This is a genomic window from Paenibacillus sp. BK033 (assembly GCF_004345425.1).
GTDB lineage: Bacteria > Bacillota > Bacilli > Paenibacillales > Paenibacillaceae > Pristimantibacillus.
On sequence record NZ_SLVP01000002.1, the window covers coordinates 564,449 to 588,303 of the forward strand.

28 protein-coding genes and 4 tRNA genes are annotated in these 23,855 nt (G+C 50.2%); 17 read left to right on the forward strand and 15 right to left on the reverse strand.

The window, feature by feature from the left end; all coding sequences use genetic code 11:
• Positions 1 to 29: 29 nt before the first annotated feature.
• Positions 30 to 644, reverse strand: coding sequence for a YitT family protein (locus EV294_RS09540; protein ID WP_132306175.1), 615 nt, complete (start codon positions 642 to 644; stop codon positions 30 to 32).
• A gap of 123 nt (positions 645 to 767) precedes the next feature.
• Positions 768 to 1,952, reverse strand: a complete 1,185-nt coding sequence (locus EV294_RS09545; RefSeq protein ID WP_165930629.1) for an MFS transporter — start codon at positions 1,950 to 1,952, stop codon at positions 768 to 770.
• Positions 1,953 to 2,151: 199 nt separating this feature from the next.
• Between EV294_RS09545 and EV294_RS09550 the strand changes: the two genes are divergently transcribed.
• Positions 2,152 to 3,621, forward strand: coding sequence for an aminotransferase class I/II-fold pyridoxal phosphate-dependent enzyme (locus tag EV294_RS09550; protein WP_132306179.1), 1,470 nt, complete (start codon positions 2,152 to 2,154; stop codon positions 3,619 to 3,621).
• A 111-nt stretch (positions 3,622 to 3,732) separates the two neighbouring features.
• Complete coding sequence (locus EV294_RS09555) at positions 3,733 to 4,131, forward strand: DUF1885 family protein (RefSeq protein WP_132306181.1); 399 nt, start codon at positions 3,733 to 3,735, stop codon at positions 4,129 to 4,131.
• A 57-nt stretch (positions 4,132 to 4,188) separates the two neighbouring features.
• On the opposite strand, the gene EV294_RS09560 is transcribed toward EV294_RS09555, so the two are convergent.
• The 3 genes from EV294_RS09560 to EV294_RS09570 all read right to left on the reverse strand — a co-directional run bounded on the left by EV294_RS09560 (position 4,189) and on the right by EV294_RS09570 (position 5,584).
• Entirely contained in the window at positions 4,189 to 4,509 is a 321-nt protein-coding gene (locus EV294_RS09560; RefSeq protein ID WP_127493555.1) for a DUF1292 domain-containing protein, read from the reverse strand.
• Between the two features lie 116 nt (positions 4,510 to 4,625).
• A complete protein-coding gene (locus EV294_RS09565; RefSeq protein ID WP_132306183.1) occupies positions 4,626 to 5,195 on the reverse strand; it encodes a stalk domain-containing protein in 570 nt (189 codons plus the stop codon).
• A 173-nt stretch (positions 5,196 to 5,368) separates the two neighbouring features.
• Positions 5,369 to 5,584 carry a hypothetical protein gene (locus tag EV294_RS09570; protein ID WP_132306185.1) on the reverse strand — a complete coding sequence of 72 codons (216 nt, stop codon included), beginning with the start codon at positions 5,582 to 5,584 and terminating at the stop codon, positions 5,369 to 5,371.
• Between the two features lie 145 nt (positions 5,585 to 5,729).
• On the opposite strand from EV294_RS09570, the gene EV294_RS09575 reads away from it, so the two are divergent.
• Both EV294_RS09575 and EV294_RS09580 read left to right on the forward strand, forming a co-directional pair.
• Positions 5,730 to 6,449: an MBL fold metallo-hydrolase gene (locus EV294_RS09575; protein WP_132307153.1), complete on the forward strand. Its 720-nt coding sequence runs from the start codon at positions 5,730 to 5,732 to the stop codon at positions 6,447 to 6,449.
• 159 nt (positions 6,450 to 6,608) lie between these two features.
• Positions 6,609 to 6,842, forward strand: a complete 234-nt coding sequence (locus tag EV294_RS09580; protein ID WP_132306187.1) for a DUF3892 domain-containing protein — start codon at positions 6,609 to 6,611, stop codon at positions 6,840 to 6,842.
• Between the two features lie 44 nt (positions 6,843 to 6,886).
• Here EV294_RS09580 and EV294_RS30265 read toward each other — a convergent pair whose 3' ends face one another.
• Positions 6,887 to 7,054: a hypothetical protein gene (locus EV294_RS30265; protein ID WP_165930630.1), complete on the reverse strand. Its 168-nt coding sequence runs from the start codon at positions 7,052 to 7,054 to the stop codon at positions 6,887 to 6,889.
• A gap of 165 nt (positions 7,055 to 7,219) precedes the next feature.
• On the opposite strand from EV294_RS30265, the gene EV294_RS09585 reads away from it, so the two are divergent.
• The 5 genes from EV294_RS09585 to EV294_RS09605 all read left to right on the forward strand — a co-directional run bounded on the left by EV294_RS09585 (position 7,220) and on the right by EV294_RS09605 (position 10,940).
• The gene (locus EV294_RS09585; RefSeq protein WP_132306189.1) at positions 7,220 to 7,411 is read left to right on the forward strand and encodes a DUF2524 domain-containing protein; all 192 of its coding nucleotides are present in this window, start codon (positions 7,220 to 7,222) and stop codon (positions 7,409 to 7,411) included.
• A gap of 148 nt (positions 7,412 to 7,559) precedes the next feature.
• Positions 7,560 to 8,819: a plastocyanin/azurin family copper-binding protein gene (locus tag EV294_RS09590; RefSeq protein ID WP_132306191.1), complete on the forward strand. Its 1,260-nt coding sequence runs from the start codon at positions 7,560 to 7,562 to the stop codon at positions 8,817 to 8,819.
• Positions 8,820 to 8,829: 10 nt separating this feature from the next.
• Positions 8,830 to 9,522 (forward strand): cupredoxin domain-containing protein, encoded by a 693-nt coding sequence (locus tag EV294_RS09595; RefSeq protein ID WP_132306193.1) that lies wholly within the window; start codon positions 8,830 to 8,832, stop codon positions 9,520 to 9,522.
• Between the two features lie 108 nt (positions 9,523 to 9,630).
• The gene (locus EV294_RS09600) at positions 9,631 to 10,203 is read left to right on the forward strand and encodes an RNA polymerase sigma factor (protein ID WP_132306195.1); all 573 of its coding nucleotides are present in this window, start codon (positions 9,631 to 9,633) and stop codon (positions 10,201 to 10,203) included.
• Positions 10,200 to 10,940, forward strand: coding sequence for an anti-sigma factor (locus EV294_RS09605; protein WP_132307154.1), 741 nt, complete (start codon positions 10,200 to 10,202; stop codon positions 10,938 to 10,940). The genes EV294_RS09600 and EV294_RS09605 overlap by 4 nt, the downstream gene beginning before the upstream one ends.
• Before the next feature lie 55 nt (positions 10,941 to 10,995).
• Here the strand turns inward: EV294_RS09605 and EV294_RS09610 are convergent, their stop codons facing one another.
• Positions 10,996 to 11,334, reverse strand: coding sequence for a cupin domain-containing protein (locus EV294_RS09610; protein WP_132306197.1), 339 nt, complete (start codon positions 11,332 to 11,334; stop codon positions 10,996 to 10,998).
• Between the two features lie 133 nt (positions 11,335 to 11,467).
• Between EV294_RS09610 and EV294_RS09615 the strand changes: the two genes are divergently transcribed.
• Positions 11,468 to 11,540, forward strand: a tRNA-Val gene (locus EV294_RS09615).
• 86 nt (positions 11,541 to 11,626) lie between these two features.
• Here EV294_RS09615 and EV294_RS09620 read toward each other — a convergent pair.
• Together EV294_RS09620 and EV294_RS09625 are read right to left on the reverse strand one after the other, a co-directional pair.
• Entirely contained in the window at positions 11,627 to 13,129 is a 1,503-nt protein-coding gene (locus EV294_RS09620; protein WP_165930631.1) for a response regulator, read from the reverse strand.
• Positions 13,130 to 13,145: 16 nt separating this feature from the next.
• Positions 13,146 to 14,774: a sensor histidine kinase gene (locus EV294_RS09625; protein WP_347813053.1), complete on the reverse strand. Its 1,629-nt coding sequence runs from the start codon at positions 14,772 to 14,774 to the stop codon at positions 13,146 to 13,148.
• Between the two features lie 292 nt (positions 14,775 to 15,066).
• On the opposite strand from EV294_RS09625, the gene EV294_RS09630 reads away from it, so the two are divergent.
• The 6 genes from EV294_RS09630 (at position 15,067) to EV294_RS09655 (ending at position 20,843) form a co-directional block, all read left to right on the forward strand.
• Positions 15,067 to 16,389 (forward strand): ABC transporter substrate-binding protein, encoded by a 1,323-nt coding sequence (locus EV294_RS09630; protein WP_132306203.1) that lies wholly within the window; start codon positions 15,067 to 15,069, stop codon positions 16,387 to 16,389.
• Between the two features lie 121 nt (positions 16,390 to 16,510).
• Entirely contained in the window at positions 16,511 to 17,386 is an 876-nt protein-coding gene (locus EV294_RS09635; protein WP_481856059.1) for a carbohydrate ABC transporter permease, read from the forward strand.
• Positions 17,386 to 18,216 carry a carbohydrate ABC transporter permease gene (locus EV294_RS09640; protein WP_132306207.1) on the forward strand — a complete coding sequence of 277 codons (831 nt, stop codon included), beginning with the start codon at positions 17,386 to 17,388 and terminating at the stop codon, positions 18,214 to 18,216. The genes EV294_RS09635 and EV294_RS09640 overlap by 1 nt, the downstream gene beginning before the upstream one ends.
• A 155-nt stretch (positions 18,217 to 18,371) precedes the next feature.
• Positions 18,372 to 18,533 carry a hypothetical protein gene (locus EV294_RS09645; protein ID WP_015845409.1) on the forward strand — a complete coding sequence of 54 codons (162 nt, stop codon included), beginning with the start codon at positions 18,372 to 18,374 and terminating at the stop codon, positions 18,531 to 18,533.
• Positions 18,534 to 18,714: 181 nt separating this feature from the next.
• Complete coding sequence (locus EV294_RS09650; protein WP_132306209.1) at positions 18,715 to 19,632, forward strand: cation diffusion facilitator family transporter; 918 nt, start codon at positions 18,715 to 18,717, stop codon at positions 19,630 to 19,632.
• 254 nt (positions 19,633 to 19,886) lie between these two features.
• Positions 19,887 to 20,843, forward strand: a complete 957-nt coding sequence (locus EV294_RS09655; RefSeq protein WP_132306211.1) for an S-layer homology domain-containing protein — start codon at positions 19,887 to 19,889, stop codon at positions 20,841 to 20,843.
• 63 nt (positions 20,844 to 20,906) lie between these two features.
• Here the strand turns inward: EV294_RS09655 and EV294_RS09660 are convergent, their stop codons facing one another.
• The 6 genes from EV294_RS09660 to EV294_RS30270 all read right to left on the reverse strand — a co-directional run bounded on the left by EV294_RS09660 (position 20,907) and on the right by EV294_RS30270 (position 23,064).
• Positions 20,907 to 21,596, reverse strand: a complete 690-nt coding sequence (locus EV294_RS09660; protein ID WP_132306213.1) for a uracil-DNA glycosylase — start codon at positions 21,594 to 21,596, stop codon at positions 20,907 to 20,909.
• 16 nt (positions 21,597 to 21,612) lie between these two features.
• Complete coding sequence (rnhA, locus tag EV294_RS09665) at positions 21,613 to 22,287, reverse strand: ribonuclease H (RefSeq protein ID WP_132306215.1); 675 nt, start codon at positions 22,285 to 22,287, stop codon at positions 21,613 to 21,615.
• A 161-nt stretch (positions 22,288 to 22,448) separates the two neighbouring features.
• Positions 22,449 to 22,537 (reverse strand) — tRNA-Leu (locus EV294_RS09670).
• A 20-nt stretch (positions 22,538 to 22,557) separates the two neighbouring features.
• A tRNA-Ile gene (locus tag EV294_RS09675) sits at positions 22,558 to 22,634 on the reverse strand.
• Positions 22,635 to 22,670: 36 nt separating this feature from the next.
• Positions 22,671 to 22,747 (reverse strand) — tRNA-Met (locus EV294_RS09680).
• Positions 22,748 to 22,899: 152 nt separating this feature from the next.
• Positions 22,900 to 23,064: a hypothetical protein gene (locus EV294_RS30270; protein ID WP_015845421.1), complete on the reverse strand. Its 165-nt coding sequence runs from the start codon at positions 23,062 to 23,064 to the stop codon at positions 22,900 to 22,902.
• A gap of 183 nt (positions 23,065 to 23,247) precedes the next feature.
• On the opposite strand from EV294_RS30270, the gene EV294_RS09685 reads away from it, so the two are divergent.
• Complete coding sequence (locus EV294_RS09685) at positions 23,248 to 23,760, forward strand: 2'-5' RNA ligase family protein (protein WP_132306217.1); 513 nt, start codon at positions 23,248 to 23,250, stop codon at positions 23,758 to 23,760.
• Positions 23,761 to 23,855: the final 95 nt, after the last annotated feature.

Consider the following 23,855-nt stretch of genomic DNA (forward strand, 5'->3'; position numbering starts at 1 on the left):
AGCGGCTTCCCGCGATGACTTCGGCTTTTTTAATGATGCTTGAACTGATGATTATGCGGCAAATTCCACGTGCAAAGGCTTGTCGCCACTCCCCCTGCCGCAACCGTGATGAGGGATAGCACAAACGTATCCTCGGGCAGAAGAAGAGCCCCCGTCCCGATGATCATGAAATCGGTCAAAAAAATAATCACCCCAACGTTTAGCGGAATATAACGGGACAAAAAATGGGCCAGCAGGTCCGTCCCTCCGGTGGATGTACCGTTCCTAAGCATGATTCCAAGGCCTGTCCCGATGCAAAAGCCGCCAAGCACCGCGCGCGTAAAAGGTGTCCATTCAATGTAATAGAGAAAATGGAAGCGGTAAGGGCTGAGCAAATCGATGACGTAGCTGGATAACAGCAGGCCGTTCAGGCTCTGGTAGATCATACTCCGGTTTTGAAACCAGACCAGGGCAAAAATCGGGATACTGCATATCAGCATGGTCAGCCCTACTTGCATGTGAAGCAGATAATTGACGATGAGAGCGATCCCAATAAGTCCACCATCCAAAATCATCAATGGTACAAGAAAAAAATTAATCCCGACCGATATCAGCAGGCTCCCCAATATGATTGCCGCCCACCTGCGCCAAGACAGTATCCCCATTCTTCCTTTCACCTCTTTTTGCTCTACCTCATTTATATGCAGGCTTGGTACATGCCATTCTCTGGAAAAAACAAAAAAGCCTGCTTCTCATGTATTCTTGAGAAGCAGGCTAAGCCCCATTCCTTATTCCTGCGCTGCAGTTGTACCTGCCGAGCTGTCCATTCTGCGGAATTGCACGAGCAGGATCAGTGCCAAGAGACACAGAATGCCGCCGGAAACGTACGGCAGGCGCAAATCGACCGTAAACAAGAATGAACCAACAAGCGGTCCGAGAATACGTCCAAGACTGTCCATCGAAGAGCTGAGGCCGGATGCAACGCCTTGTCCCACCTGCGTCTTCTGGGTAATTAACGAGGTTACGCACGGACGGATCAACGAGTTGCCGATGCCGAATACGGCAAGCGACAAGGTAGCCCACCATAAGGAATGGGCCGCCAGCAGCAGGAAGAAGCCTATCGCCGAGATGATCAGCCCAAGCGCGATGTATTGAGGCTCCTGTCCGCGCTTGATTCTGCGCCGCACCACTCCGCCTTGCACAAGCGCGCCGACAAAGCCGCATACGAAGAACAGCATGCCTACCTGAACCGGCGTTACGTCAAAGCGCTGAATGCCGAAGAACTGCAGCGTTGCCTCCATGCCCGCGAGCGTAAACGTAACGAAGAACGCAAGAACGTAAAGAAACTTAAGCGGCCCGGTAAAGGCGGACCAGCGCGATTCCCGCTTCTCGCCCGCGGCTCTTCGTTTCTCGGGCGGCAGCGATTCCTTCAGCTTGGTTATCGCAAAAAACAAAGTAATTAACGCCATGATCGAGGCGGCGTAAAAAGGCGCTTCGAGCGAAACCTGACTGAGCAGACCGCCTACGCCGGGACCAATCGTAAAGCCGAAGCCAATCGACATGCCGACAAGCCCCATTCCTTTCGTACGCTGCTCAGGCGGCGTAATATCCGCTACGTAAGCAACAATAACCGACGTGACCGCTCCGGAGAACAAGCCCCCGAGAATACGGGAAAGATACATCATGGTCAAATTGTCGGAGGATAAGCCAAACAAGAAAAAGCTGATTGCGAAACCGGTCACGCCAATGATAATAATCGGCCTCCGGCCAATCCGGTCGGATAAGCCTCCCCAATATGGAGAGAGTATGAACGACACGGCCGAGTAGAGCGCGAGCATTAAACCCGTATGATGCTCGGCGTTACCCGGGCTTACGGCTTTAATCATTTCAGGCATAACAGGAATAATAATCCCGAACCCAATGAAGGTGGTCATTAGAATAGCCATTACTATTAGAAGTCGTTTATCTCGCATTTTGTCTTCACCCCATCCCTTATCGTAACATATCAAGCTGGCCATAGTTATGAACAAATGGAGAACAATACTAGTCCAGCTTCGGAATGCCCGTCTTCATCAGTAAAATTGTTGCTTGCATTCCGACTTGTTTTTGCTATACTCAACTTTGTTTGTACAATAGACATTTGACGACAGTCGAAAGGCAGGGACGAAAGCGATGGATCATAACAAAACCCCGCTCTTCAGCGCACTCCGCCGCCATGCGGAGAACGATCCGGTACAATTTCATATTCCGGGGCATAAGAAAGGTCTCGGCAGCGATACTGAGTTTCGCGAATTTATCGGCGACAACGCCTTGTCGATCGATCTTATAAATATAGCTCCGCTTGATGACTTGCATCAGCCAACCGGCGTTATTGAAGAAGCGCAAAAGCTTGCCGCCGATGCGTTTGGCGCAGATTACACGTACTTCTCCGTACAAGGCACGAGCGGCGCGATTATTACGATGATTCTGACCGTCTGCAGCCCGGGCGACAAAATTATCGTGCCGCGCAACATCCATAAGTCGGTCATGGCCGCTATTATTTTCGCCGGCGCGCGTCCCGTATTCATCTCGCCCGCGCGCGATTCGAATCTGGGGATCGACCACGGCATAACGACCCGTTCGGTGAAGCGCGCGCTTGACCGCCATCCGGATGCCAAAGCCGTTCTGGTCATTAATCCGACCTACTTCGGCATTTGCGCGAACCTGAAGGAAATCGTGGATCTCGTTCACAGCTACGACATTCCGGTTCTTGTAGACGAAGCGCATGGCGTACTGATTCATTTCCACGAGAAGCTTCCGATGTCCGCCATGCAGGCCGGTGCCGACATGGCAGCCACAAGCGTGCATAAGCTTGGCGGCTCCATGACGCAAAGCTCGGTGTTGAACGTACGCAAAGGCCGGATCAACCCGTTCCGCATCCAGACGATTCTGAGTATGCTGACGACAACTTCGACATCCTATATTTTGCTCGCATCGCTGGACACTTCGCGGCGCAATCTGGCGATGAACGGCCACGAAATCGCGGAGCGCGCGATTGAACTTGCCCAATATGCCCGTGAACAGATCAATCAGATCCCCGGCCTTTATTGCTTTGGCGAAGAGATTCTGGGCGACGAAGCAACCTACGATTACGATCCGACCAAAGTTACGGTCCATGTCCGCCATCTTGGCGTAACCGGCTACGAGGTTGAGAACTGGCTCCGCGATCACTACAACGTAGAGATCGAGATGAGCGACATGTATAACATTCTTTGCCTTGTGACGCCTGGAGATACCTCGGAGTCGGTCGATAAATTGCTGCATGCGCTCCGCGGTTTGTCCGAGACCTACCATGAAGGCGCGGAAGCCCGCGAGCTTGTCGTAAAAATCCCGGAAATCCCGCAGCTTTCCCTGACGCCGCGCGACGCTTTCTACGGCGAGACCGAGATCGTGCCGTTCAAGGAATCCGCGGGACGGATTATCGCCGAATTTATTTACGTCTACCCGCCGGGCATTCCGATTCTACTGCCGGGCGAAGTCATCTCGCAGAAGAACATCGACTATATCGTGGACCATGTTGAGGTTGGCCTGCCCGTTAAAGGGCCGGAGGACCGCAGCATTCAATTCGTTAAGGTCATTGTGGAAGAAAACGCGATCTTCTAAACGAAAAGCCAACAGCAGAGCTTTAAAGCGATGCCGTTGGCTTTTTTCGCATGATTCCACTTATTGTAAATCCACAGAGCGCCATGCTATGATGAGATGGGGGTGGGACGAATGAGTCAAAGCGCATTTATTAAGCTTGTTCAAGGATCTGCCGTTAGTGAACTTCCGCTTGACGAACTGAAGGAAAAGCTATTGCGTTACCGGGAGCAGACCGCTTTAACCGGCTCGCAGCTCGAATGGGATTATGCGGGAGCGGCTTTTCCGTATACAATCGAAACGAAGCAGGATGACCGATGGTTTTACTTGCAAGGCACCAATCCCGGATACAAATATATTGTGTTTGGCAATGGAGCGGAAGGCCCTTCCACGATTCAAGTCGTCCTTCCCGACGGGTCCACTCATGGCGACAAGGCAAAGGCTAACGAGCTATGCAAGTATTTAGCGAAGCAGCTGCTTGCCGAGCTTACGATGTTTAACGGCCGTACGATTTATTATAATCCTCGCAAATAAAAAACACCCGTCGATCCGGGCTGAAAGCCGTTTGGATCAGACGGGTGTTTTCGGACATTAACCTTCTTTGTTCTCGTTCTCGGTACGCGCGATTTCCTCGTAGATCGCCGTTACGCGATCCCATTCCGCATCGTCTTCGATACCAACAAGGAATGCTTCGTCGTTCTCTTCTTCAATACGGAAGATCACGCCGTCAGCCTCCGGATCGTTGCGATCCAGCAATACAGCATAAACGTTATTCTCCGATTCAAATGTATAGACCATGACCATTTCACGCTCTTGGCCTTCGTCGTCTGTCACGATGAACACATGCTCATCATGTTCATGATCATGTCCGCAGCCGCAGTCTTCGCCGTGCTGATGTTGATGCTCGCTCATGGAATTACCCCATTTCAGTTATTTATACATACTTACGTATCGTACCATGCGGAGGAACGCCGGTCAAACAAAAGACGCCCTGCCGCAGCACAGAGCGTCCTCCTATCGATCCTTGTTTACTGGGAGGTGATCAGCTTCTCCGATACAACCGTCCAGTCATCCGAGGCCGATGTTTTTAAATAGAACCGAACCGCGTATTTGCCGGCGTACTCGAAGTTATACTTGATATCCTCCGTCCGGTACCAGAAGTTATCCTTCGTGATGCTTACATTCTGGGATTGAATGACCTTCTCTGTGCCATAGGGGTCCGTAATCGACACTTTTACAGCAGAGATGTCTGTCTTAAGGTTGTCGATTTGGGAGAAGACATTAAACGTATATTTGTTGCCTTTGTCCACATTGCCAAAGATCACCTTATCCTGGAACAAGATCATATGGACGTTAGGCTTGTTAATTGTCGCTTTCTTGCTCTGATTATCCCAGTCAACTAACGCATTCAGGCTGTTTACCATCTGTCGAAGAGGCAAGTAGGTTTTGCCGTCCACAATAATGCCGCCGTCATCCAGCTCACTGCCGTTTACGATAACGCGTACTTTCTGGGATGCTGAATCGGCAAAAATGAGTGTACCTCCGAATACCGACAAAATAGCGAGCAGAATAGCTACTTTTTTGAATCCGACTTTCATTGCTGTTAACCCCCCCTCCATCCGGTTTGTCTGGATGTTTGGTTATACTCGGGTTTTGGCCCAAAGTTGCGCCCGGCAATAAAAGTTTTTAAGCACAGCCGTTCTAGGCTGAACTTGTCAAAAGCTGTTGAATCATGCGCTTGCCCAGGAAATACTAACGTATTTGCCCGCGGTTAGCTGTAAGTGCGGGTCAAGACGCAAGGCACGCCCTTCCCTACCGCTCCGGGCTCCTGCATTCGCTTCCAATAGCGCATCCCACGCTCGCACGGCGTTTTGCACACCGCGCAAGTGTCAGACAATACGAGCTTGTAATGGTATTGCTTCCTCTCACTGGACGACTTTTTCTTCTTCGCAACTTTGCCTTTGCCCTTTGCCGCTGCTGCACTCATCTTCGTTCAATCCCCCCGCCGTTTTTGCTTCTGCATTATATGTAGGCTGAGGGCATTATGCATCTGTTGTTTGTCAACATCTTGCTTTATTTGGTAAAGTGGAGACAACCATGTAAGGGGAGGCGATCTAAGCTTGCGCATTCAAATGCTTGGCACCGGCGGTGCTTTCGCGAAAAAATATTCGAACAATAATGGATTGATTGAGGTTGATGGCTTCAAACTGCTTGTCGACTGCGGGATCACGCTGCCCCGGTCGCTTCACGATGCCGGCTACTCGTTTGACGATCTCGATGCGGTGCTGATCAGCCATATGCATGGCGACCATGTCGGAGGGCTGGAGGAATACGCGTTTCAAATGATGTTCCGTTACGGCAAAAAGCCCGTCCTGTATATCGCCGACACGCTGGTTGAGCCATTATGGGAGCAGACGCTTCGCGGGGGACTGACACAAGAGCCGCTTAACGCGCTTTCCGATTTCTTTGACGTTTGTCCTATAAAGGAAGGCGAGTCCCGCGAAATCCACCCCGGGATTCGCGTGAAGCTGATCCGGACGGAGCATATTGCGGGCAAGCTGAGCTACTCTTTCCTCTTTAACGAGACCTTTTTCTATTCCGCGGATATGAAGTTTGACGGCGGACTGCTGAAGGAATTAATCGCAAACGGGGTAACAACGATCTTTCATGACTGCCAGCTGATCTCCCCGGGAGTCGTTCATGCGAGTCTGGACGAGCTGCTGACGCTGCCTGAGGACATCCAGGAGAAGGTGTGGCTGATGCACTATAACGACAATATGGAGGAGTTCGTCGGCCATACGGGGAAAATGCGCTTCGTCGAACAGCTTGCCGTATACGAGATTAAAACCTAACAAGCAGATATCCACCGCGCTACTGGCGCTGCAGACATCCGCTCTAGGTATAGCTTATGCAGGTGGGCGGAGTCCGGTCAAAAATTTAATGCTTAAGCCAACAGGCGTATGCATGTATTCGTCCAGTTTGATCCATACTATCATCGGGAGGATGATAATATGGATCAAACACAAGAAGAAGTAGTAGCCGTACGCAAGAACGGAGACGGCGATATCGTGGAGCTGCAATTAACCTCTGGCCGGGTCGTCGATTATAAAACCGCTCAATCGATGGTTAAAAATAATGAAATTGCGGGATTAAACGTTTTTAAAGGCCGTGACCACGAAGAGCATCTTCGTTCAAACGCGGATGGCCGCAAGGACAATAATCTCGACAATCTGCCAACCTTCTAAAACCAGAAAATCGGCTGCCGCAATCGCGGACAGCCGATTTTTTCTTATTCTTTTTTCTTCGTTTCGGGAGGCAGTTTTCTACGCCATACATGCGTTTGATCATAAGATAAGGAATCTTTAACGACAAACTTTGCCACACAAGCGATTACCGTACCCACGATGCCAAACAAGCCCAGAAGCCATACGGCCATATAGGCATACTCCTGTGCCAAACGATACCGCCTCCTAGTAGTGATGCAAATGCTTTCTATACAGGTATGTACGGCCGGAATCAAATATGCTAATTTTGTCACAAGTTCGCATCATAATTGCCGATCCGGATCATACTAACTGGCGGACAATCGTAACTACCATACAGAGGGAGAGTGATTACAGCCATGACTACAGATTTGAACAGCAGCTATGATTGCGCGAATGCTTCTTCCGATTTGCCGAATCTTATCGCTCAGCTTGACTCGTTAAGAAACGGATCCGCATCCACAGCCGAGCAGCAGGAAGAAATGAACCGGCTCGAGAATCAGATCCGGTTCATTCAGAACAAATGCGATATTCCGCATAGCAACCATTAATAACGAGATACGAAGGGTCCATGTCCACTCGCATGGACCTTCCCTTTTTCATAACCCCCGAAAAAAAATTTCAAATTCCCTCAAACCGCTATTTCATTTCCTTCGTTACCTCCTATAAGAAACCATTATTCTTTAAGGAGGATGATTCATGACTACCAAAAAATTAACGATGTTTATGTTTGCCGCCGTACTTTTAACGGGTCTGCTGTCTTCTGTCATTGGAGCATCGGCTGCGGAGCCGCAGCCCGCTTCCGTAACAACCGATGCGGAATCCGCTGCGAAGCTGGGACTCTTGCTGGGCGACGGCAGCGGCGTTAACGAAGCTTACCTCGCCAAACGAACGACGCGCATGCAAGCGGCCATCATTTCCTTGCGCCTGAACGGCCATTTAAAGGAAGCCATGGCGAGCATGGGCACATCTTCTTTTAGAGACGCAGACAAAGCAGGCCAATCCAACGCTCCCATCCTTGCTTACTTGAAACAGCATCCTGAACTGGGCTGGGCCGGCAATCCGGACGGCACCTTCCATCCGAACGATCCCGTCAGCTCCCAACAGCTGTACAAGGTGCTTCTCGAAAATATCGGCTTCCGTTCCGGATCCGAATTCGCTTACGCGGATACGTTAACCTTTGCCGCATCCAAAGGCATGGCATCCATTGCGGCAGCAAGCCCGTTAACCAACGCTCATCTTGCGACAGCGCTTATCGAGGCCTTAAGCGTGCAAACACCGAAGGGGCAATCCTTCTTTGCGAGCCTCCGGGAGACAGGCGTGCTCCCGCAAACCGCGGCGCTACCACACGGGAAAAGGATTGAGCTGCGAAGCTCCCAAGAGCTGGGTACTTATCTGGCCGACAATAACGGCATGACCTTGTACTATTTCACCAAAGATGCCGAGAATATCAATGCATGCGGAGGACAATGCCTCGTCAACTGGCCTGTGTTCACTTCCGATGAGCTGCAAATTCCCGCCTTCCTGAATAAAGCCGATTTCTCGAGCATTACCCGTGCCGACGGCACGAAGCAATGGACTTACAAAGGCTACCCGCTCTACTACTTTATCAAGGATACGCAAGCGGGTGATGTGCTTGGCCAAAGCGTAAATCAGGTATGGTTTGTTATTAATCCGTCTACCTTCAAAGGCATAACCCCGGAAGCCAAAACCTACCGGATTGACATAAAACAATTCTCTTTCGGCACCGAGCCTCTTACCGTTGAAGCCGGCTCCAAAATCACCTTTACCAACTATGACGAGATGGAGCATAACGCGGTAGCCGTTGACGGCAGCTTTAAGGTTCCCGTGCTCAAAACAGGCGAGTCCTACACGATTACCCTTGATAAACCGGGCACCTACAATTATTTTTGCGAGCTGCACAAATCGTTTATGACCGGTCAGATTATTGTGAAATGAGGGATATGCCATGAAGTTCTTAGCCGGGAGAAGTCTGCTGCTCCTGCTGTCCGGACTACTTTTTGTCTTTCTGCTTGCGGCATGCGGCAGCTCATCCGACAAGGCAGCCTCCGCTCCCCCTCCGTCGCAAGAGGCAGCGACGGTGACGCCAAGCCCTTCACCTGAAGCTTCCATGACAAGCGAAGAGCATGAGCATATGGAGCATGAAACAGCCGCGCCTTCGGAATCATCGTCGCCGTCCGTCGCTCCGGAAGCATCGGCAACAGCCACACCTCAACCAACGGCAATGGCGACGGCAACGCCAAAACCTTCGCCAGCTCCCTCCCATGATGATCATCATGGCGGGCGTGCTAACGATGATGATGAGTCGAAGACATCTCCTGCTGCCAGCGAGGATTATCCAAAAAGCCCGCCTGCCGCTGCAGCATCGGGCGCAGACGATGGCGGCAAGGAATATGTGGTTGAGATTTCGAATTTCGCCTTCTCCCCCGCCAAGCTCGAAATAAAGCCGGGAGACAGCGTCAAATTTATTAATAAGGATGAAATCAAGCATAGCGCAACCGCCGACGACAGTTCTTTCGACACCGGGCTGCTGGCGGAGAATGAAGCTAAAACCGTTACCTTTGATAAAGCAGGCGAGTTCGCCTATCACTGTATGCCGCATCCGGGCATGCAAGCCGCGATTAGCGTCTCGGATAATTAAAATAAATGAAGGGATAACCGAAATCGGTTATCCCTGTTCTACTTTATTATTGCGCGGCTTTAAACACTTGGTAGAATAGAATTACATTATCCTTGGAGGTACCATTGTATGCGGGAGCTTACGGATCATCAATTGATGCTGCTCATTCAGAGCAAGCAGAGCGAGGCGCTTTCCGTTTTATATGACCGTTACTCGTCTCTCGTGTATTCCTTCGCCTGGAAGACGCTGAAGGACGAGAATGTCGCGAAAGAAATCGTCCAGGCCGTATTTATGCGATTATGGACAACCAAATCCGTCTATGATCCCGAGCAAGGCAGATTCTCCAGCTGGCTGCTGACCATTACCCGCAATATTACGACCGACTGGCTGCGCAAAAGACGGAGAGACACGGCCCCTCTCGTGCAGGTCGAACCGGAGCAGCTGGCTAAAATCCCGGACGAAGCTTCCGCCACGCCGGAAACGGCTGCCGTTCACAGCGAAATGAAGGACCAGATCCGCAGCGCTTACCGCGATTTGTCCGCCCAGCAGATCCATTTGCTAGAGCATTTCTATTGGCAAGGCTACAGCATCAGCGAGCTTGCGGCGATATATAACCAGCCAATCGGAACGGTTAAGAACCGTCTGCATCAGACGTTAAAAATATTACGCAGGCATCTCGTGGCCGAAGGAGAGCAATCATGAAGCAGCAAAATGTGACGGTTTGCCATAATGCCCTTGACTATATTTCGGGTGCTTGTTCCGATAAAGAAAAAAAAGCTTTCGAACGGCATCTTCCAGGCTGTCCGGCCTGCCAGTCCGAGCTTGAAGAGCTTCGGCTCGTGTGGGACTCTCTCCCTTCCGATATGGAGCTGATCGAACCGCCGGCAGATTTGAAGCAGCAGGTCATGAACGCCGCGCTCGTCTCCGTTCAACCGCGACCGGCAGCGCGTTCCTCCTTCCGGAAGCTGACCTGGGGAGCTGCTGCCGCGGCCGTACTTGCCGTATTGGTTGCGGGCACGGCATGGAATGTGGAGCTGTACCGCAGCCGAAGCGCTCCGGCCGTTATCCCTATCGAACAAGCGTTGTCCGTTTCCGCCTCCCAGATCAATCAGCTAATATCCTTAAAGCCGGTATCCGATGACGTCGCTTCGTCCTATGCCGTTGCGTGTATTGTCGATAACGGAAGCAACAAGCAATTTGTCGTCTACGTCTTTGGCGCGCCGGCCTCGAAGGACAGCTCCGTCTACCAGGTATGGCTGAACCATGCCGGACAAAAGGACAGCGCAGGCACCTTCCGGGTTGACGATAAAGGTATCGGTGTACTTGCCATGCCTATATCCGAAAATTCGTTTGCTTTTGACTCCATCGGCATCACGCTTGAACCGGACGAACATGGCGACCAGCCTCGGGGAACCAGAATGTACAGCTCGATCTCCTGATGAAGCAAAACCGCCATCCGTACGGTCAGGTACGAATGGCGGTTTATTTACACGATTAGGAAGGATATCTGTCTCCCCTGGTTGTAGGCTCCGAGATGACGAGAAACTGAATGTCTCGATCCGATTGGTTGAACATCTGATGCGGAGTATGCGGGGCAACGCGGATCCCTTCATGCGCTTCCAGCTTAAAGGTCTCTCCCGCAATCTCTATCGTCGCCGTCCCCTCAAGCACAAAGAAGAACTGCTGGGACTTCTCGTGGTAATGGCGCGTTTCTGCCGTATGCGGCGGCATTTTCTCATGGATGATGCTCAAATCCTGCTGCTTCAGCAGATGCCAGCCGTCGCATCGGTCCCCCCATATGTAATGTTCCGCATTGCTTGTGCTTACCTTCATCGCATCTGCTCCTTGCCGTCAGCTTAACCCGTAATGTGATAAATATCGTAGCAGTTTTCCGGGTTTATGAAAAGGCAATAATTGTGTTGACATTCAATTTGGATGCTGATATATTAATATTCATCACTTACACGATCTGTTAGCTCAGCTGGGAGAGCACTATCTTGACAGGGTAGGGGTCAGTGGTTCGAGCCCACTACAGATCATACGAACAGAAGCCCGCTAAGCCTTGTGCTTTGCGGGTTTTCTTATAGCTTAAAAAGCGGTGCATGGACTATCCATGCACCGCTTTTTAATGCCCTGAGCCCACGCGCTGCTCCTTATACTCGCTTGGGCTTAATCCCGTATGATCCTTGAACACGCGGGAGAAATAATGCTGGTCACTGAAGGAAAGAGCATCCGCGAGCTCCTTGATTTTCAAATCCGGCTTAGCCCGCAGCTGCTTGCAGGCTTCCTCGATCTTTAATTCCATGTAATATTGGACAAAGGTTGTGTTCGTATAACGCTTTATGATCCGGCTCACGTAAGACGCGCTGACATGGAATTTGGCAGCCAGGTCATTGATGGAAAGCTGCGAAAATTTATGGAGCTTGACGTAGGCATCCATCTGCTCGAACAGCTCTTCCCCGCTTTTCCTGTTGCGCGATTGCAGCAATTCAAAGCTGTGGACACACCAGTCCAAACATTGCTCACAGAAGCCCTGATAGCTGCCTTGCTCCAGCATTTCCTTGACGGCCGCTGCCGCTGCCAGCCTTTCCTCGGGCCCGCTGCTCGGCAGCGCATGAACAAAAGCATCGCCGATCGCGGATACAAGCCTCTCCAGATCGAGATAACGGGCATGCTCTCTATACGAGATTTGCAGAAACTCGCGGAGCTTTATCAGGAATGGCTGCGATTGGCGCTGTTCGATCATATCGGTAAAGCCTCTGATGATGTCTTCCTTCCCCGTTTGCTCGGGAATGCGATAATCCGTATCAAGCAGCACTCTTTTATCCAGCAGCGTTTCCTCATCGAGCAGATCCTTCAGCCTGTCGTATAAAGGCTGCAGCTGGTTGAAATCAACCGGCTGGAAACGGCCCGCCATAGCGATTTCAATACCAACGCTTAGCAGCAGACGTTCAACGGATTCCATCCAAGCGAGAGTTGTGGCGAAACGCTCCTTCATAGCGGGCTGGACAAAAACAAGGAAACGGTCCGAATCCTTAGCAGGAAACACCCAGCAGCTGCACGGCTGGCAAATAGCCTCAAGCATCGTTTGCAGCGTTTCGGTCTTCCACTTGCCCGAATCCGGAGTAAAAGGCTGCTTGCCAATCAGAAACAGCGAAACCGGCTGTTCATGAAATGGCGGTCCAAGACGCAAACCGGATAGAAAGGCAGGCGGCACAATCGCCTTTAGAGGCTCCAGGCTATACTCCAGCTTTTCCGCGAGCGAATCAACGATCCGCTGCATAACCTCGATCAGCTGGCTCCGCTCGACGGGCTTCAGCAAATAATCAAACACCTGCAAATTAATGGCTTTGCGCGTATATTCGAAATCGCTGTAGCTGCTAATGAGCACAACCTTCAGAGACGAATGCAGCTTCTTAGCCTGCTCGATAAGTTCAAGTCCGCCCAGCTTGGGCATTCGGATATCGGTAATCAGGATGTCGACGGGCTGCTTCTTCAAATAATCCAGTGCCTCTTCCCCATTATAGGCCGTAGCGGCGATCCGGATCGGCAGTTCGGATGATTCGAGAAGCGCCTTGATATTACGCAGTATCGGCTTGCTGTCTTCGGCTATCAAGGCGGTAAACATAGGCTTTCTTCTCCTTCTAGTAAAAGTCTTTCGTGAGAGAGGCGATAATTTGCACGGTGGAACCTTTTTCCTCTCCCGCATTATTATACAGATTGAAAAAAAGCCGGTTCTTATACATCAGCTTAAGCCGATTCACCGTATTCACAATCCCCATATTTCCAAAGCTTGATGGCATATGCAGTTCATGCTCCCTCGCTTCGGAGTTCGAAATATTATTCATGATTTCGTTAATCTTGCCGGCTTCAATCCCCTCGCCGTTATCGCTGATTTCGATGGCCCAAATGCCGTTGTACAGCTTCACCAGAATTTTGATGCGCCAAGGCGGATCGGTATTCGTAAACGCATGCTCGATACAGTTTTCGACGAAAGGCTGGATGACCAGCCGTGGAAGCTGTATCAGATTGGCGGCTGCATCCTCGGCGATAATTTCCCATTCAAGATCGTTTTCGTAGTTTTGCTCGACAAGCGACAAATAGTTTCGGATATGCTCCAGTTCTTCCGCCAGCGAGACATGCTGGTAGGGAGACGTCACGATATAACGCAAGGAATCGGACAGATGCTTGCACATATCGGATACCGCTTTGTTCTTGCCCTCTTGGGCGGCAATGCTAATCAAATATAACACATTGTGAATAAAATGCGGCGCGATTTGCGCTTGAAGAGCCGAGTTTCTCGCCTTCACTTCTTCATGCAGCGCCAGCTTTTCGTTTTCGATCGATTGCTGGAGACGGCCTAACAGCTCCTGAAAGGAATCGCTTAAAGCCATCAGCTCGTTGTTATGGGAACGGTTGTCCACTCTGACATCCAGGTTGCTATAGTTGATGCGCGACATTTGACCCCGCAGCTTCCGAATCGGCAGCAGCAGATTCCGGGTGCTGAAATAAATATACACGAATGAAAACAGCATCAGTATGGAAATAAGCGTAATCGATAAATATTGGACGGAATTGACCGGTCCAAGCACGGCCTGCTTCGGCGTAACGACATAGGTTGTCCAATCGGTGCTGGCCGAACGGTTATAGGCGATATAATTGGAATCGCCGTCCACATACATGCCGCTGCTCTCCGGATCAGCCTCCAAAAGCTCCAGCTTGCCCGGCTCCTCGGCATTCCGCGAGCGGGCAATCAGCTGATGCTCCTGGTCCATGATATAGACGTCGCCAACCGCAACATCCTCCGTGGGAAGCTGCAGCTCGGACTGGTCCAGCTGAATGGATAGATAGCCATAAATCTGGCCATTCTGATTGATAATCGCTCTATCAAACGCCGTTATGCCATTCTTTTGCTGGTATAAAATATAGTCGTTATCATCCATTGCCGTTCTTAGCCCGGCTTCCAGCAGCAACGGATTCGACGAATAACCGATGTAGGATGAAAGCGCCCGTCCTTCAAGATCATAGATGATCATATCCCGAATATCCACGCTGGGACCGATTGCCTCGAACATCATTTGTTTCAATATGCGGCTCTGAGTCAGGCCTTCCGCGGAATCCGCCGAATGGTAACCTCCGGATAATGCCGCCGCAACCTGCTGATTAGACAAGACGCGCTGAGACAGCTGATTCTGGTTTTTAATATACTGGTCCAGCTGTCCGCTGATTTTGGCTGCCGTTAGCTGCTTATCGTTCTCATTGTTTTCCTTCAATGGCCTGATGACCTGCCAGTTCACATAGGCCAAAAAACAGCACAGCACAAACAATAGCAAGATTAGAAACATAAGAACTACCTTCGTTTGCAGGCTGGTGTGTCGTGGAGTAAATTTGATTTTCTTGCTGATGCCTTTCAAGAATGATAGCCTCCGATTCGATATGAGTTCAGAATTTTACACAGAAAAGGTAAAGGTCAAACATGTACCTCCAGGTGAAATAAACCTACAATTGGATTGTAAACGGATTCAGTCGAAGATACAACAAAGCGCAACATGAGGGGAGAAAAACATGAAGTACACAGCACGCAAGTTATCGTTAGGCGCGGTAAGCGCTGTACTAGCTTTATCGCTGGCAGCATGCGGAAGCAATGCTGGCTCGAATTCAGAAAGCGGAAGCAAGGGAAACACAGGAGGCGGCAAAAAAGTAACGATTGAGCTTGCTCTATCCAAAAGCTCGCAGGACTCCGCATTCGTACAGCAGGACCTGCTCGACGAATTCGAGAAAGAAACGAATATCAAAGTCAATTTACAGCTGCTTCCTGCAGAGCAAACGTCGACCGTGCTCCAAACCAAGCTAGCCGTAAATGAAACGCCCGACATTCTGCAATACAATCTGGCAAGCGCGACGACCGACCTTAATCTCGAGCGCAACTTTGAAATATTGGATGACCAGCCTTGGGTGAGCCGTCTTCTGAACAAAGACGTTCTGTCCGCGTACGGCCATGTTTACAGCTTCCACGTAAGCCAAGATACGGGCATGCAAGGGGTTGTCTATAACAAAGATATCTTCAAAGAGCTTGGCCTTGAAATTCCGAAAACCTACGACGAATTCCTTGCGGCATGCGAGAAAATAAAAGCAGCCGGCTACACGCCAATCTTTATGCCATTCAAAGACAACTGGGCGGCAAACGTATTGCCGGGCGCAGCGTTTGGCGAATACGCGGCTAAAAACGAGCCTACTCTCTTTGACGACCTGAACGCTAACAAGAAAAAATGGACGGACATCAAAGCGTTCCAAACGATCCTTGACCAGCAATACGATCTGTATAAAAAAGGCTACACCAATACGGACGTGTTGAGCGACAGCTATGATATGGCCGCGGGTAAATTCCTGAACAAGGAAGTAGCGATGATGTTCATGGGCGACTGGCTGATCGAATCCGTTCAGCAACAGGATGCCAACATGAACCTTGGCCTGTTCGCTTACCCTACGGATAACGGCGGCGACGCTTACCTTGGCGCAAGCCCGCTTGGCGGCCAGCTGTTTATTCCGAAAAAAGCGAAGCATATCGAAGAAGCCAAAAAATTCCTAGACTTCATTGCAACAAAAGAGGTAGCGCAAAAAATCGTGAACAACCAAAGCTACGTGTCCAATCTCAATGACGTGACAACGCCTGAGCTTCCTGCTTACAAGCAAGAAATTTTGGACAACTACATTACGCCTAAGAAGGTTGCCATGACGATGGACGCTTTCATGCTCGTTGACCGCAGCGAACTGTACAGAAGCCTTCAAGACCAGTTCACGGGCAGCAAAACGTCCCAGCAAGTGCTTCAAACCTGGAATGACAAGTTTGCCGAGCTGATGAAAGACAAAGGCGAAGCCGGCTTCTAAGCGACAATTATAAACCTGTTAGACGTACCTGCGGCTGCTGTTCCAAACGGCGGCCGCTCCTTCTAAGGAACAATGCAGCAGAACTAGACTATAAAATCAACAATTTTGGTGGGATGAGAAAATGATGACACGCTCAAAAAGTATGTACGGCTATTATCTCGTATGGCCAGCGCTGCTTATCTATACGGTCTTCTTCGTAATGCCGGCCATTATCGGCCTGTATTACTCCTTTACCGACTGGCGTCTGGATCGTATCGGGATCAAATTTATCGGCTTCGATAATTTCAACAAGATCTTCACGGACGATACCTTGACTCTTGCCTTGAAAAACACGTTTATTTTTGCGCTGGCAACTGTTGTCGGAAAAAATGTGATTGGCCTCGTTCTCGCCATCGCTTTAAATATGCGGCTTAAGTCCCGCAATTTCCTTCGGGCCATATTTTACTCTCCTTCTATTTTAAGCGTACTCGTAATCTCGATCGTCTTCACGCCTATCCTTCGCACGGAAGGCATGGTGAACAAGTTTTTCGACGCCATCGGTCTTCACTTCCTGAGCCAGGCTTGGCTGACCAATCCTCAGCTTGTTATTTGGACGGTTGCTCTCGTTGCCATCTGGCAGCAAGCGGGATTTCAGATGGCTATTTACTTGGCCGGCTTGCAATCCATCTCGAAGGAATACTACGAAGCCGCAACGATTGACGGTGCGGGAGCTTGGAGAAGCTTTACGAACATTACCGTTCCGCTTCTGCTGCCGGCCATCAATATCAACCTGATGCTTACGCTGATTGGCGGGTTGAAGGTTTTCTCCGAGGTATTCGTCTTGACAAGCGGCGGTCCGGGCAATTCCTCGCAGGTGGTGGGCACGATTATTCTCCGGGCGTTTGGCGAAGGCAACTGGGGCCTTGGCACGGCGATCAATACGCTTTTGTTCCTCATCGTCAGCCTGATTGCCATTCCGCTGCTCGTCTTCATGCGCCGTAAGGAGGTTACCGAATAATGAATTTCGCTCGAAAAATATCGCTGCGCAACTACCTGGTAGAAATCTTGCTGTTAATCGCTTGCCTAGGCATTATCATTCCGCTTTTGCTTATGATATTCGGTTCGTTTATGACTAGCGCCGAGGTTTCCAAGTTTCAAATCCGTTTTCCGGACAAATGGATGTTCTCTAATTATGTAACCGTATTTAAGGAAGGCGGTCTTGCCCGCGCGTTTCTGAACGGTATCGTCATTACCGGGGTATCCGCCATATTGAATATTATGACGTCTTCCGCAGCCGCCTTTATACTAGCGCGCCGCGACAGCAAGGTCGCTAGCTACCTGTATCTGTTTTTCTTCATGGGACTGATTGCTCCGATGTCCACGATCACAACGATCCGCGTCGTGCAATGGCTGGGCTTCTACGGCAGCATCACGAGCGTCATTCTGATTTACGCGGCTTTAAATACGGCATTCAGCATCTTTTTGTACAGCGGTTTTATCAAATCGGTGCCCAAGGTTCTCGACGAGGTTGCCTTCCTGGAAGGCGCAAGCCTGATGGGCGTGTTCTTCCGAATCATTACGCCGCTTATCGTACCGGTTAACGCAACGGTTGCGATCATGGTATTCATGTCGGTATGGAACGACATCACGATTCCTCTGTATTTCCTTACGGACAGCTCGACATGGACGATGCCGCTTTCCATCTATAACTTCTACGGCAAATACAGCCGTGACTGGAATCTTATTTTCGCCGACCTCGTCATGACGTCGATTCCTGTCCTCCTTCTTTATTTAGCCGGACAAAAATATATCGTCAGCGGTCTTACGGCCGGCGCGGTAAAAGGTTAAGATTGTTCCTACATGAGAAAGCCTTGAGAGATCAAGGCTTTTTTTGTTTCGATCAGATGCCTGGCATTCAGCGGTTAAGGGCGAACTTCATGCATTTTCTTCCTTAAATCGCGCAAACTATACCGTCTTGCAAAACAATCGAAGGAGTGGATATCATGCGTGAGGGTTTGATTCCTGCTGTTCTCGGAACTGTCGTGTCGGCCTCTGGTGCATCCCTGCTAAGAAAAAGCAAGTATAAGCTTGTAGGTACCGGTGTTCTCGGATTTGGCCTGGCCCATATGGTGCTTGGCGCCATTGACCTGATTGAGCATCGTTAGTTTTGCAGGACAAAGCAGGGAGGGAGCCCTTGGCCCCCTCCCTTTCCGCTTACTTTTAACTGCGCCTAAAAATCTTGACCCGTTGCAACACTGTTTCTCTAGACCCACACGACCTTCATCATATATGATAAGGGTCGTTGTTTTTTTCGCGTGGTTAGGAAATTACTGGAGGTTGTAAAGAGTGAGCGATTCAAACGTATCAGGTTCAAAAGTTTCCTCGAATGTCTTTGCCATCTGGATCAGCTTATTCAGCAATCTGATACTGACGGGCATTAAACTCATTGTTGGCCTTATGTTCAAAAGCCAGGTATTAATCGCGGACGGCGTACATAACGCCGGTGACGTCATTGCGTCGATGGCCGCCTTGGGCGCCGCTAAGGTTGCGCAGAAGCCCGCGGACGAGGACCATCCGTACGGTCATGGCAAAAGCGAGCTGATCGGCTCCGCGCTGGTCGCCATTATCATGGTGGTCGCGGCTTTATTTATCGCTTATCATTCCTTTGAGTCCTTCTTCCACCCTGCCGCCGCTGCAAGCATGGTCGCTTTCGTAGCCGCCGTTGTCTCCCTTTTCTGGAAGCTGTGGCTGTACATTTATTGCATTCGAGTCAGCAAGCAGACGAGCAGTAAAAGCCTGGAGGCTACCGCATTCGACCATCTGGCCGACGTTTATGCGTCGCTTGCCGCCGTGATTGGGATCGGCGCGGCTATCATCGGGGAAAGAAATGACATTTCGTTCTTAAGCTACGGCGATGCCGCTGCGGGGATTGTTGTTGCCTATTTCGTATTAAAGCTTGCTTATCATATGGGAAAAGAAGCTGTGGATGTACTCATGGAGAAGACCGTGTCCCCGGAGAAGCTTCAGGATTACGAGCGCCTTGTCTCCTCGATCCCCGAAGTAAAGCGGATTGATAGAATCCGGGCGAGAGAATTTGGGCAATACGTCATGATTGACGTCCGTGTCGGCATTCCCGGAGAGCTTACCATCCAGGAAGGTCATGATGTCTCCCGAAAAATAAAACAAACGATTCTCGACCGTCACAAGGATGTGGAAGAAGTCCTTATCCACCTGAATCCGTGGTATAAGGAAGACTCGGAGTGACCCTCGCTAAAGACCTGCAAGGGTCTTTTTTTTGATTTCAAAAAAATGGAGTTTAGCAATTAATTCAAATGCAAGGATGGGTTCGAGGCTTTCCGGCCCGGACCCTGCCTCGCTGCCATACAACGGCTTCTGACCGGAAGTTCTGCAAAAAAGCAGCAAATATTTGCATGACACTTCTCTTTTTGGTGCAACAATACCAATAGGGAACTCGTTATTATAGATGCTATAGCAAATTCCAAACAAGAGGAGAGTCGATGATGAAATTAAAAGCCGTTCTGTTGCTGGCCATGTCCATGCTGCTTGTATTTACTCTGGGACAAACCGTATTCGCCTTCAGTGATACAAGCAAAGACCCAAATAAATCAAAGATTGAGTCCCTGCAAAAGCAAGGGGTTGTAAAAGGCGAAAAAGGCGATAAATTCAATTCGAGCGGCAAGCTGACCTATGCTTCCGGCATTTCGATGATCGTCAAAGCTTTTGACCTCAATATCGACAACATTCGTTTTATCAAGAAGCCCGAGGTTTCCGATTATTACCCGAATCTGAAGGATGGCTCCTGGTATGCGGATGCGTTTATCATTGCCCAATACAATGGCCTGGAAGTTCCCAAGAACGTAAAAGCCAACGATGAAATGACGCGCGAGCAGTTCGCCCATCATCTCTTCAAGGCGATCACGAAAAAAGGCGACTTCGCTTTTATCGAACTCTACATGACGATTAACGACGAAAAGGATGTTAACAAGGATTATATGAACAGCATCCAAAAGCTGCTCATTTCCAAAATCGCAACGCTGGATAAGAAAAACAATTTCTATCCAAAACAAAAAATTACGCGCGGCGTGGCTGCAGGCTGGTTGTACGACGGCCTCGAATTCGTAAAGAAAACGCCTACCATTCCGGCAGAGCCGGCCCCGCAGCCGATTCAGGATCTTAAGCTGACCGTAACTTCGGTGAACAAAGACATCAACAAAGTAACCGTGTCCGGTCAAGCGCCTCATCCTGGCTATGGCCTGCGCATTACATCGATCTCCTTCGTTGACGGCCAAGCGGTCATAAAGGTTGAGACGGTTCAACCGGATCCAACCAAAATGTACCCGCAAGTGATCACGGAAGTTAGCGCAACCACTTACGTAGACGCGGCCTACAAGCCGGTATTGGCTTCAACGAAGGCTGATACCTCCGTAAGCAGCAGCGTGGCCTCGGCTAGCTAATTCCGACGAAATGAAAAGCCTCCGGGTCCATCTCAATAGATGGCTCTGGAGGCTTTTTTCGTATTAATGATCCTCGGGCTGCTCTGGCAGGCTCCAATCAATCTCCGTATAGCCAAGGCTCCGCAAATGCTCGTTTACTCTAGAGAACGGACGGCTGCCAAAAAAACCTCTGCGCGCCGCCAGCGGGCTTGGATGCGCCGAGGCGATTACAGGATGCTTGCCGGTATCAATAAAGGCGGCTTTATCCTGGGCATGCTTGCCCCATAAAATAAACACAACCGGTTCTTCCCGTTCATTCAGCTTGCGGATAATCCGGTCGGTAAACCGTTCCCAGCCCAGCTTCTGATGCGAATTGGGCTGCCCCTCTTCGACGGTCAGAACCGTGTTAAGAAGCAATACCCCTTGCTTGGCCCACGTCACAAGCGAGCCATGCTGCGGAATCGGACAACCGATATCCTGCTGCAGCTCTTTATAAATATTTCTCAAAGAAGGCGGGATAACGATCCCCTTTTGTACGGAGAAGCTAAGCCCATGCGCCTGCCCCGGTCCATGATAAGGATCCTGTCCGATGATGACAACCTTCGTTTGTTCGTAAGGCGTATACCGCAGCGCGTTCAAAACATGCTCGGCCTTCGGATACACCGTCTTCGTTGCGTAGAGCTCGCCAAGCTGCTCTTCCATCTGCTTGAAGTAAGGCTCGTCCATCTCGCCGCGCAGCAGCTCGGCCCAGTCATTGTTCAGTTGAAAATCCATCTGTCTGTCTTCTCCCTTATTTCCGTCCGAAATCCGCGCGGATTTCTCCCCATTCTTCCGTATTCCACTTCACGACTTTATTGCTGTACGTATTATTGCGCAGCCAGTCCAGCGCCCAATCGGCCAGCTCCCAAATCTGCTTGGTCGAAGCATTTCTTACGAGACTCGAAGCGATCTTCTTGTTCCTGAGCCAGCTTAATGCCGTCCTTGAATCGCTGTAGATCGTTTTGCTGCTTCCCTGCTTCTTGAGATAATCGAGGGCATGAACAACGGCAATAAACTCGCCAAGATTATTGGTGCCGTTCGGAATAGGACCGACGTAGAACAGGATATCGCCCGTTTGCGTATCGACGCCTTTATATTCAACCGGTCCCGGATTGCCCCGCGTGCCAACGTCAACGGAGATGCTGTCATAATCAATCTCCTGCTCCTCAGCCGCTGCAGCCGATTTGGAGGCGTAATAGCCGGGTTTCTTCTTTGCAGGCGAAGCATCAGGCGCTGCCGCTCCTTTTCCCTGCCCCCAATGGTTCTTCCAGCCTTCCTTATACGCTGCTTCCGCTTTATCCTTGGACTCAAAAGATTTGTATTTCGCTTCCGGATATCCGTTCACCTGCGCTTGGCACTCCGGCCAGCTCTTGTACACGCCTGGCTGCTTGCCGACCCAGACGACATAATGCTTGCTTCCCGCCATCCATGAACCACCTTTGCTTTCAACATTGTCTTCCTATTGTAAAGGATTCGAGGACAATCATCCATACTCAAACCAGATTCAAACGCAAGTAAAAACCCCTTTCGTTGACCGTGGCCAACCGAAAGGGGTTTATCTTATAATTCCTATGTAGTTCTGAAAAATGGTGCCGAGGACGGGAATCGAACCCGTACGGTGGTCACCCACCGCAGGATTTTAAGTCCTGTGCGTCTGCCAGTTCCGCCACCCCGGCATTTGTCTTGATGCTTCAAATGGTGGGCCCTGAGGGACTCGAACCCACGACCAATCGGTTATGAGCCGACCGCTCTAACCAACTGAGCTAAGGGCCCTCGATAAACGTCAGAATCACGTTTCGGTCGAGTGGTTGGTTGCGGGGGCAGGATTTGAACCTGCGGCCTTCGGGTTATGAGCCCGACGAGCTACCGAGCTGCTCCACCCCGCGATATCCATTTGTTAAAGTCATCAAATTGAAATGGCGACATGGATTAATATACTATACTCCTATATGCCGAGTCAAGCATTTATTTCTCATCCAGGAAAAAAAATGAACATTTTTTATTTGAACATATCGTTGTGCCCTCCACAACATATGCTTTAAACAAGAAAGCGCACGCCGTAACGACCTTTTCGCGACCGGAAAACCTCGATCTCCTGCGGGCATTCGTAGCCGTATACCCACCAGTCATTTTCCATTCTTCTTACGAGACAGCCGGCCTGAAATTTGGTTTCGTATAGCCGTACCCAATATATCCATTTCATAACGGATCCCTCCTCGCGATATATAATGCCCAAATTCGGTGAAATCAAGCAAATCGGGTATAATCAAAATATCGATCGAAGAGCCGTCTTCAAGAGGTACCGCATACGTTTCGCAAGTGAAAAATATGCAAAGGATAAAGATAGCTTATACTTTCCGATTTTCGAATAAAGGAGCTGATGAGTATGCTTTACGGTATTGCGGTATTCCCTTCAAAAGCTGTACAGGACTTCGCCGACAGCTGGCGTATTCGACATGATCCGCATTATTCGATCATTCCGCCGCATATGACGGTCCGGGACAAGGAAGAGCTCTCCGATGCGCAATTACCGGCTATTACCGAGCATCTGGAAGCCGTCGCTTCGCAAACCAAACCGCTTCAGGTCCGGTTTAACCGCGTCTCTTCCTTTTATCCCGCAAGTCACGTGCTGTATTTGGCGCTGGAAGATCCAACGCCCATGATCCGGCTCCATGAAGCCGTCTGCGCCGGGCCGCTTCAAGTTCCGGCACCGAACTTCGTCTACACCCCGCATGTGACGATCGGGCAAAATATGCCGCCGGATGAGCTCCATGATCTTTACGGCAATCTCCGGATGTCGGCCGTCGATCTGACCTCGTCGATTGATCAGCTTCATCTTCTTCGCAAGACAGCCAGCGGTGTCTGGCATATCGATAAGAGCTTTGGTCTGCTGGGATAGAATTAGGAGCAGGAGCTGAGCACTCGAATGTTCCTCCGCTCTCTATTGCTTATAAGAGCGAAAAAAGCGGCTGTGCCAGATTTAATCTGCACAGC

What these genes read in the sequence shown, in the direction of transcription:
- EV294_RS09640 (WP_132306207.1), top strand. Translation starts at nt 17,386, where the DNA reads ATGAATTTCGCTCGAAAAATATCGCTGCGCAACTACCTGGTAGAAATC.
- EV294_RS09655 (WP_132306211.1), top strand. Translation starts at nt 19,887, where the DNA reads ATGATGAAATTAAAAGCCGTTCTGTTGCTGGCCATGTCCATGCTGCTT.
- EV294_RS09575 (WP_132307153.1), top strand. Translation starts at nt 5,730, where the DNA reads ATGCTTGGCACCGGCGGTGCTTTCGCGAAAAAATATTCGAACAATAAT.
- rnhA (WP_132306215.1), bottom strand. Translation starts at nt 22,287, where the DNA reads ATGGCGGGAAGCAAGCATTATGTCGTCTGGGTCGGCAAGCAGCCAGGC.
- EV294_RS09605 (WP_132307154.1), top strand. Translation starts at nt 10,200, where the DNA reads ATGAAGCAGCAAAATGTGACGGTTTGCCATAATGCCCTTGACTATATT.
- EV294_RS09660 (WP_132306213.1), bottom strand. Translation starts at nt 21,596, where the DNA reads ATGGATTTTCAACTGAACAATGACTGGGCCGAGCTGCTGCGCGGCGAG.
- EV294_RS09595 (WP_132306193.1), top strand. Translation starts at nt 8,830, where the DNA reads ATGAAGTTCTTAGCCGGGAGAAGTCTGCTGCTCCTGCTGTCCGGACTA.
- EV294_RS09590 (WP_132306191.1), top strand. Translation starts at nt 7,560, where the DNA reads ATGACTACCAAAAAATTAACGATGTTTATGTTTGCCGCCGTACTTTTA.
- EV294_RS09570 (WP_132306185.1), bottom strand. Translation starts at nt 5,584, where the DNA reads ATGAGTGCAGCAGCGGCAAAGGGCAAAGGCAAAGTTGCGAAGAAGAAA.
- EV294_RS09585 (WP_132306189.1), top strand. Translation starts at nt 7,220, where the DNA reads ATGACTACAGATTTGAACAGCAGCTATGATTGCGCGAATGCTTCTTCC.
- EV294_RS09545 (WP_165930629.1), bottom strand. Translation starts at nt 1,952, where the DNA reads ATGCGAGATAAACGACTTCTAATAGTAATGGCTATTCTAATGACCACC.
- EV294_RS09580 (WP_132306187.1), top strand. Translation starts at nt 6,609, where the DNA reads ATGGATCAAACACAAGAAGAAGTAGTAGCCGTACGCAAGAACGGAGAC.
- EV294_RS09600 (WP_132306195.1), top strand. Translation starts at nt 9,631, where the DNA reads ATGCGGGAGCTTACGGATCATCAATTGATGCTGCTCATTCAGAGCAAG.
- EV294_RS09560 (WP_127493555.1), bottom strand. Translation starts at nt 4,509, where the DNA reads ATGAGCGAGCATCAACATCAGCACGGCGAAGACTGCGGCTGCGGACAT.
- EV294_RS09685 (WP_132306217.1), top strand. Translation starts at nt 23,248, where the DNA reads ATGCTTTACGGTATTGCGGTATTCCCTTCAAAAGCTGTACAGGACTTC.
- EV294_RS09620 (WP_165930631.1), bottom strand. Translation starts at nt 13,129, where the DNA reads ATGTTTACCGCCTTGATAGCCGAAGACAGCAAGCCGATACTGCGTAAT.
- EV294_RS09610 (WP_132306197.1), bottom strand. Translation starts at nt 11,334, where the DNA reads ATGAAGGTAAGCACAAGCAATGCGGAACATTACATATGGGGGGACCGA.
- EV294_RS09555 (WP_132306181.1), top strand. Translation starts at nt 3,733, where the DNA reads ATGAGTCAAAGCGCATTTATTAAGCTTGTTCAAGGATCTGCCGTTAGT.
- EV294_RS30270 (WP_015845421.1), bottom strand. Translation starts at nt 23,064, where the DNA reads ATGAAATGGATATATTGGGTACGGCTATACGAAACCAAATTTCAGGCC.
- EV294_RS09550 (WP_132306179.1), top strand. Translation starts at nt 2,152, where the DNA reads ATGGATCATAACAAAACCCCGCTCTTCAGCGCACTCCGCCGCCATGCG.
- EV294_RS09645 (WP_015845409.1), top strand. Translation starts at nt 18,372, where the DNA reads ATGCGTGAGGGTTTGATTCCTGCTGTTCTCGGAACTGTCGTGTCGGCC.
- EV294_RS09565 (WP_132306183.1), bottom strand. Translation starts at nt 5,195, where the DNA reads ATGAAAGTCGGATTCAAAAAAGTAGCTATTCTGCTCGCTATTTTGTCG.
- EV294_RS09630 (WP_132306203.1), top strand. Translation starts at nt 15,067, where the DNA reads ATGAAGTACACAGCACGCAAGTTATCGTTAGGCGCGGTAAGCGCTGTA.
- EV294_RS09540 (WP_132306175.1), bottom strand. Translation starts at nt 644, where the DNA reads ATGGGGATACTGTCTTGGCGCAGGTGGGCGGCAATCATATTGGGGAGC.
- EV294_RS09635 (WP_481856059.1), top strand. Translation starts at nt 16,511, where the DNA reads ATGATGACACGCTCAAAAAGTATGTACGGCTATTATCTCGTATGGCCA.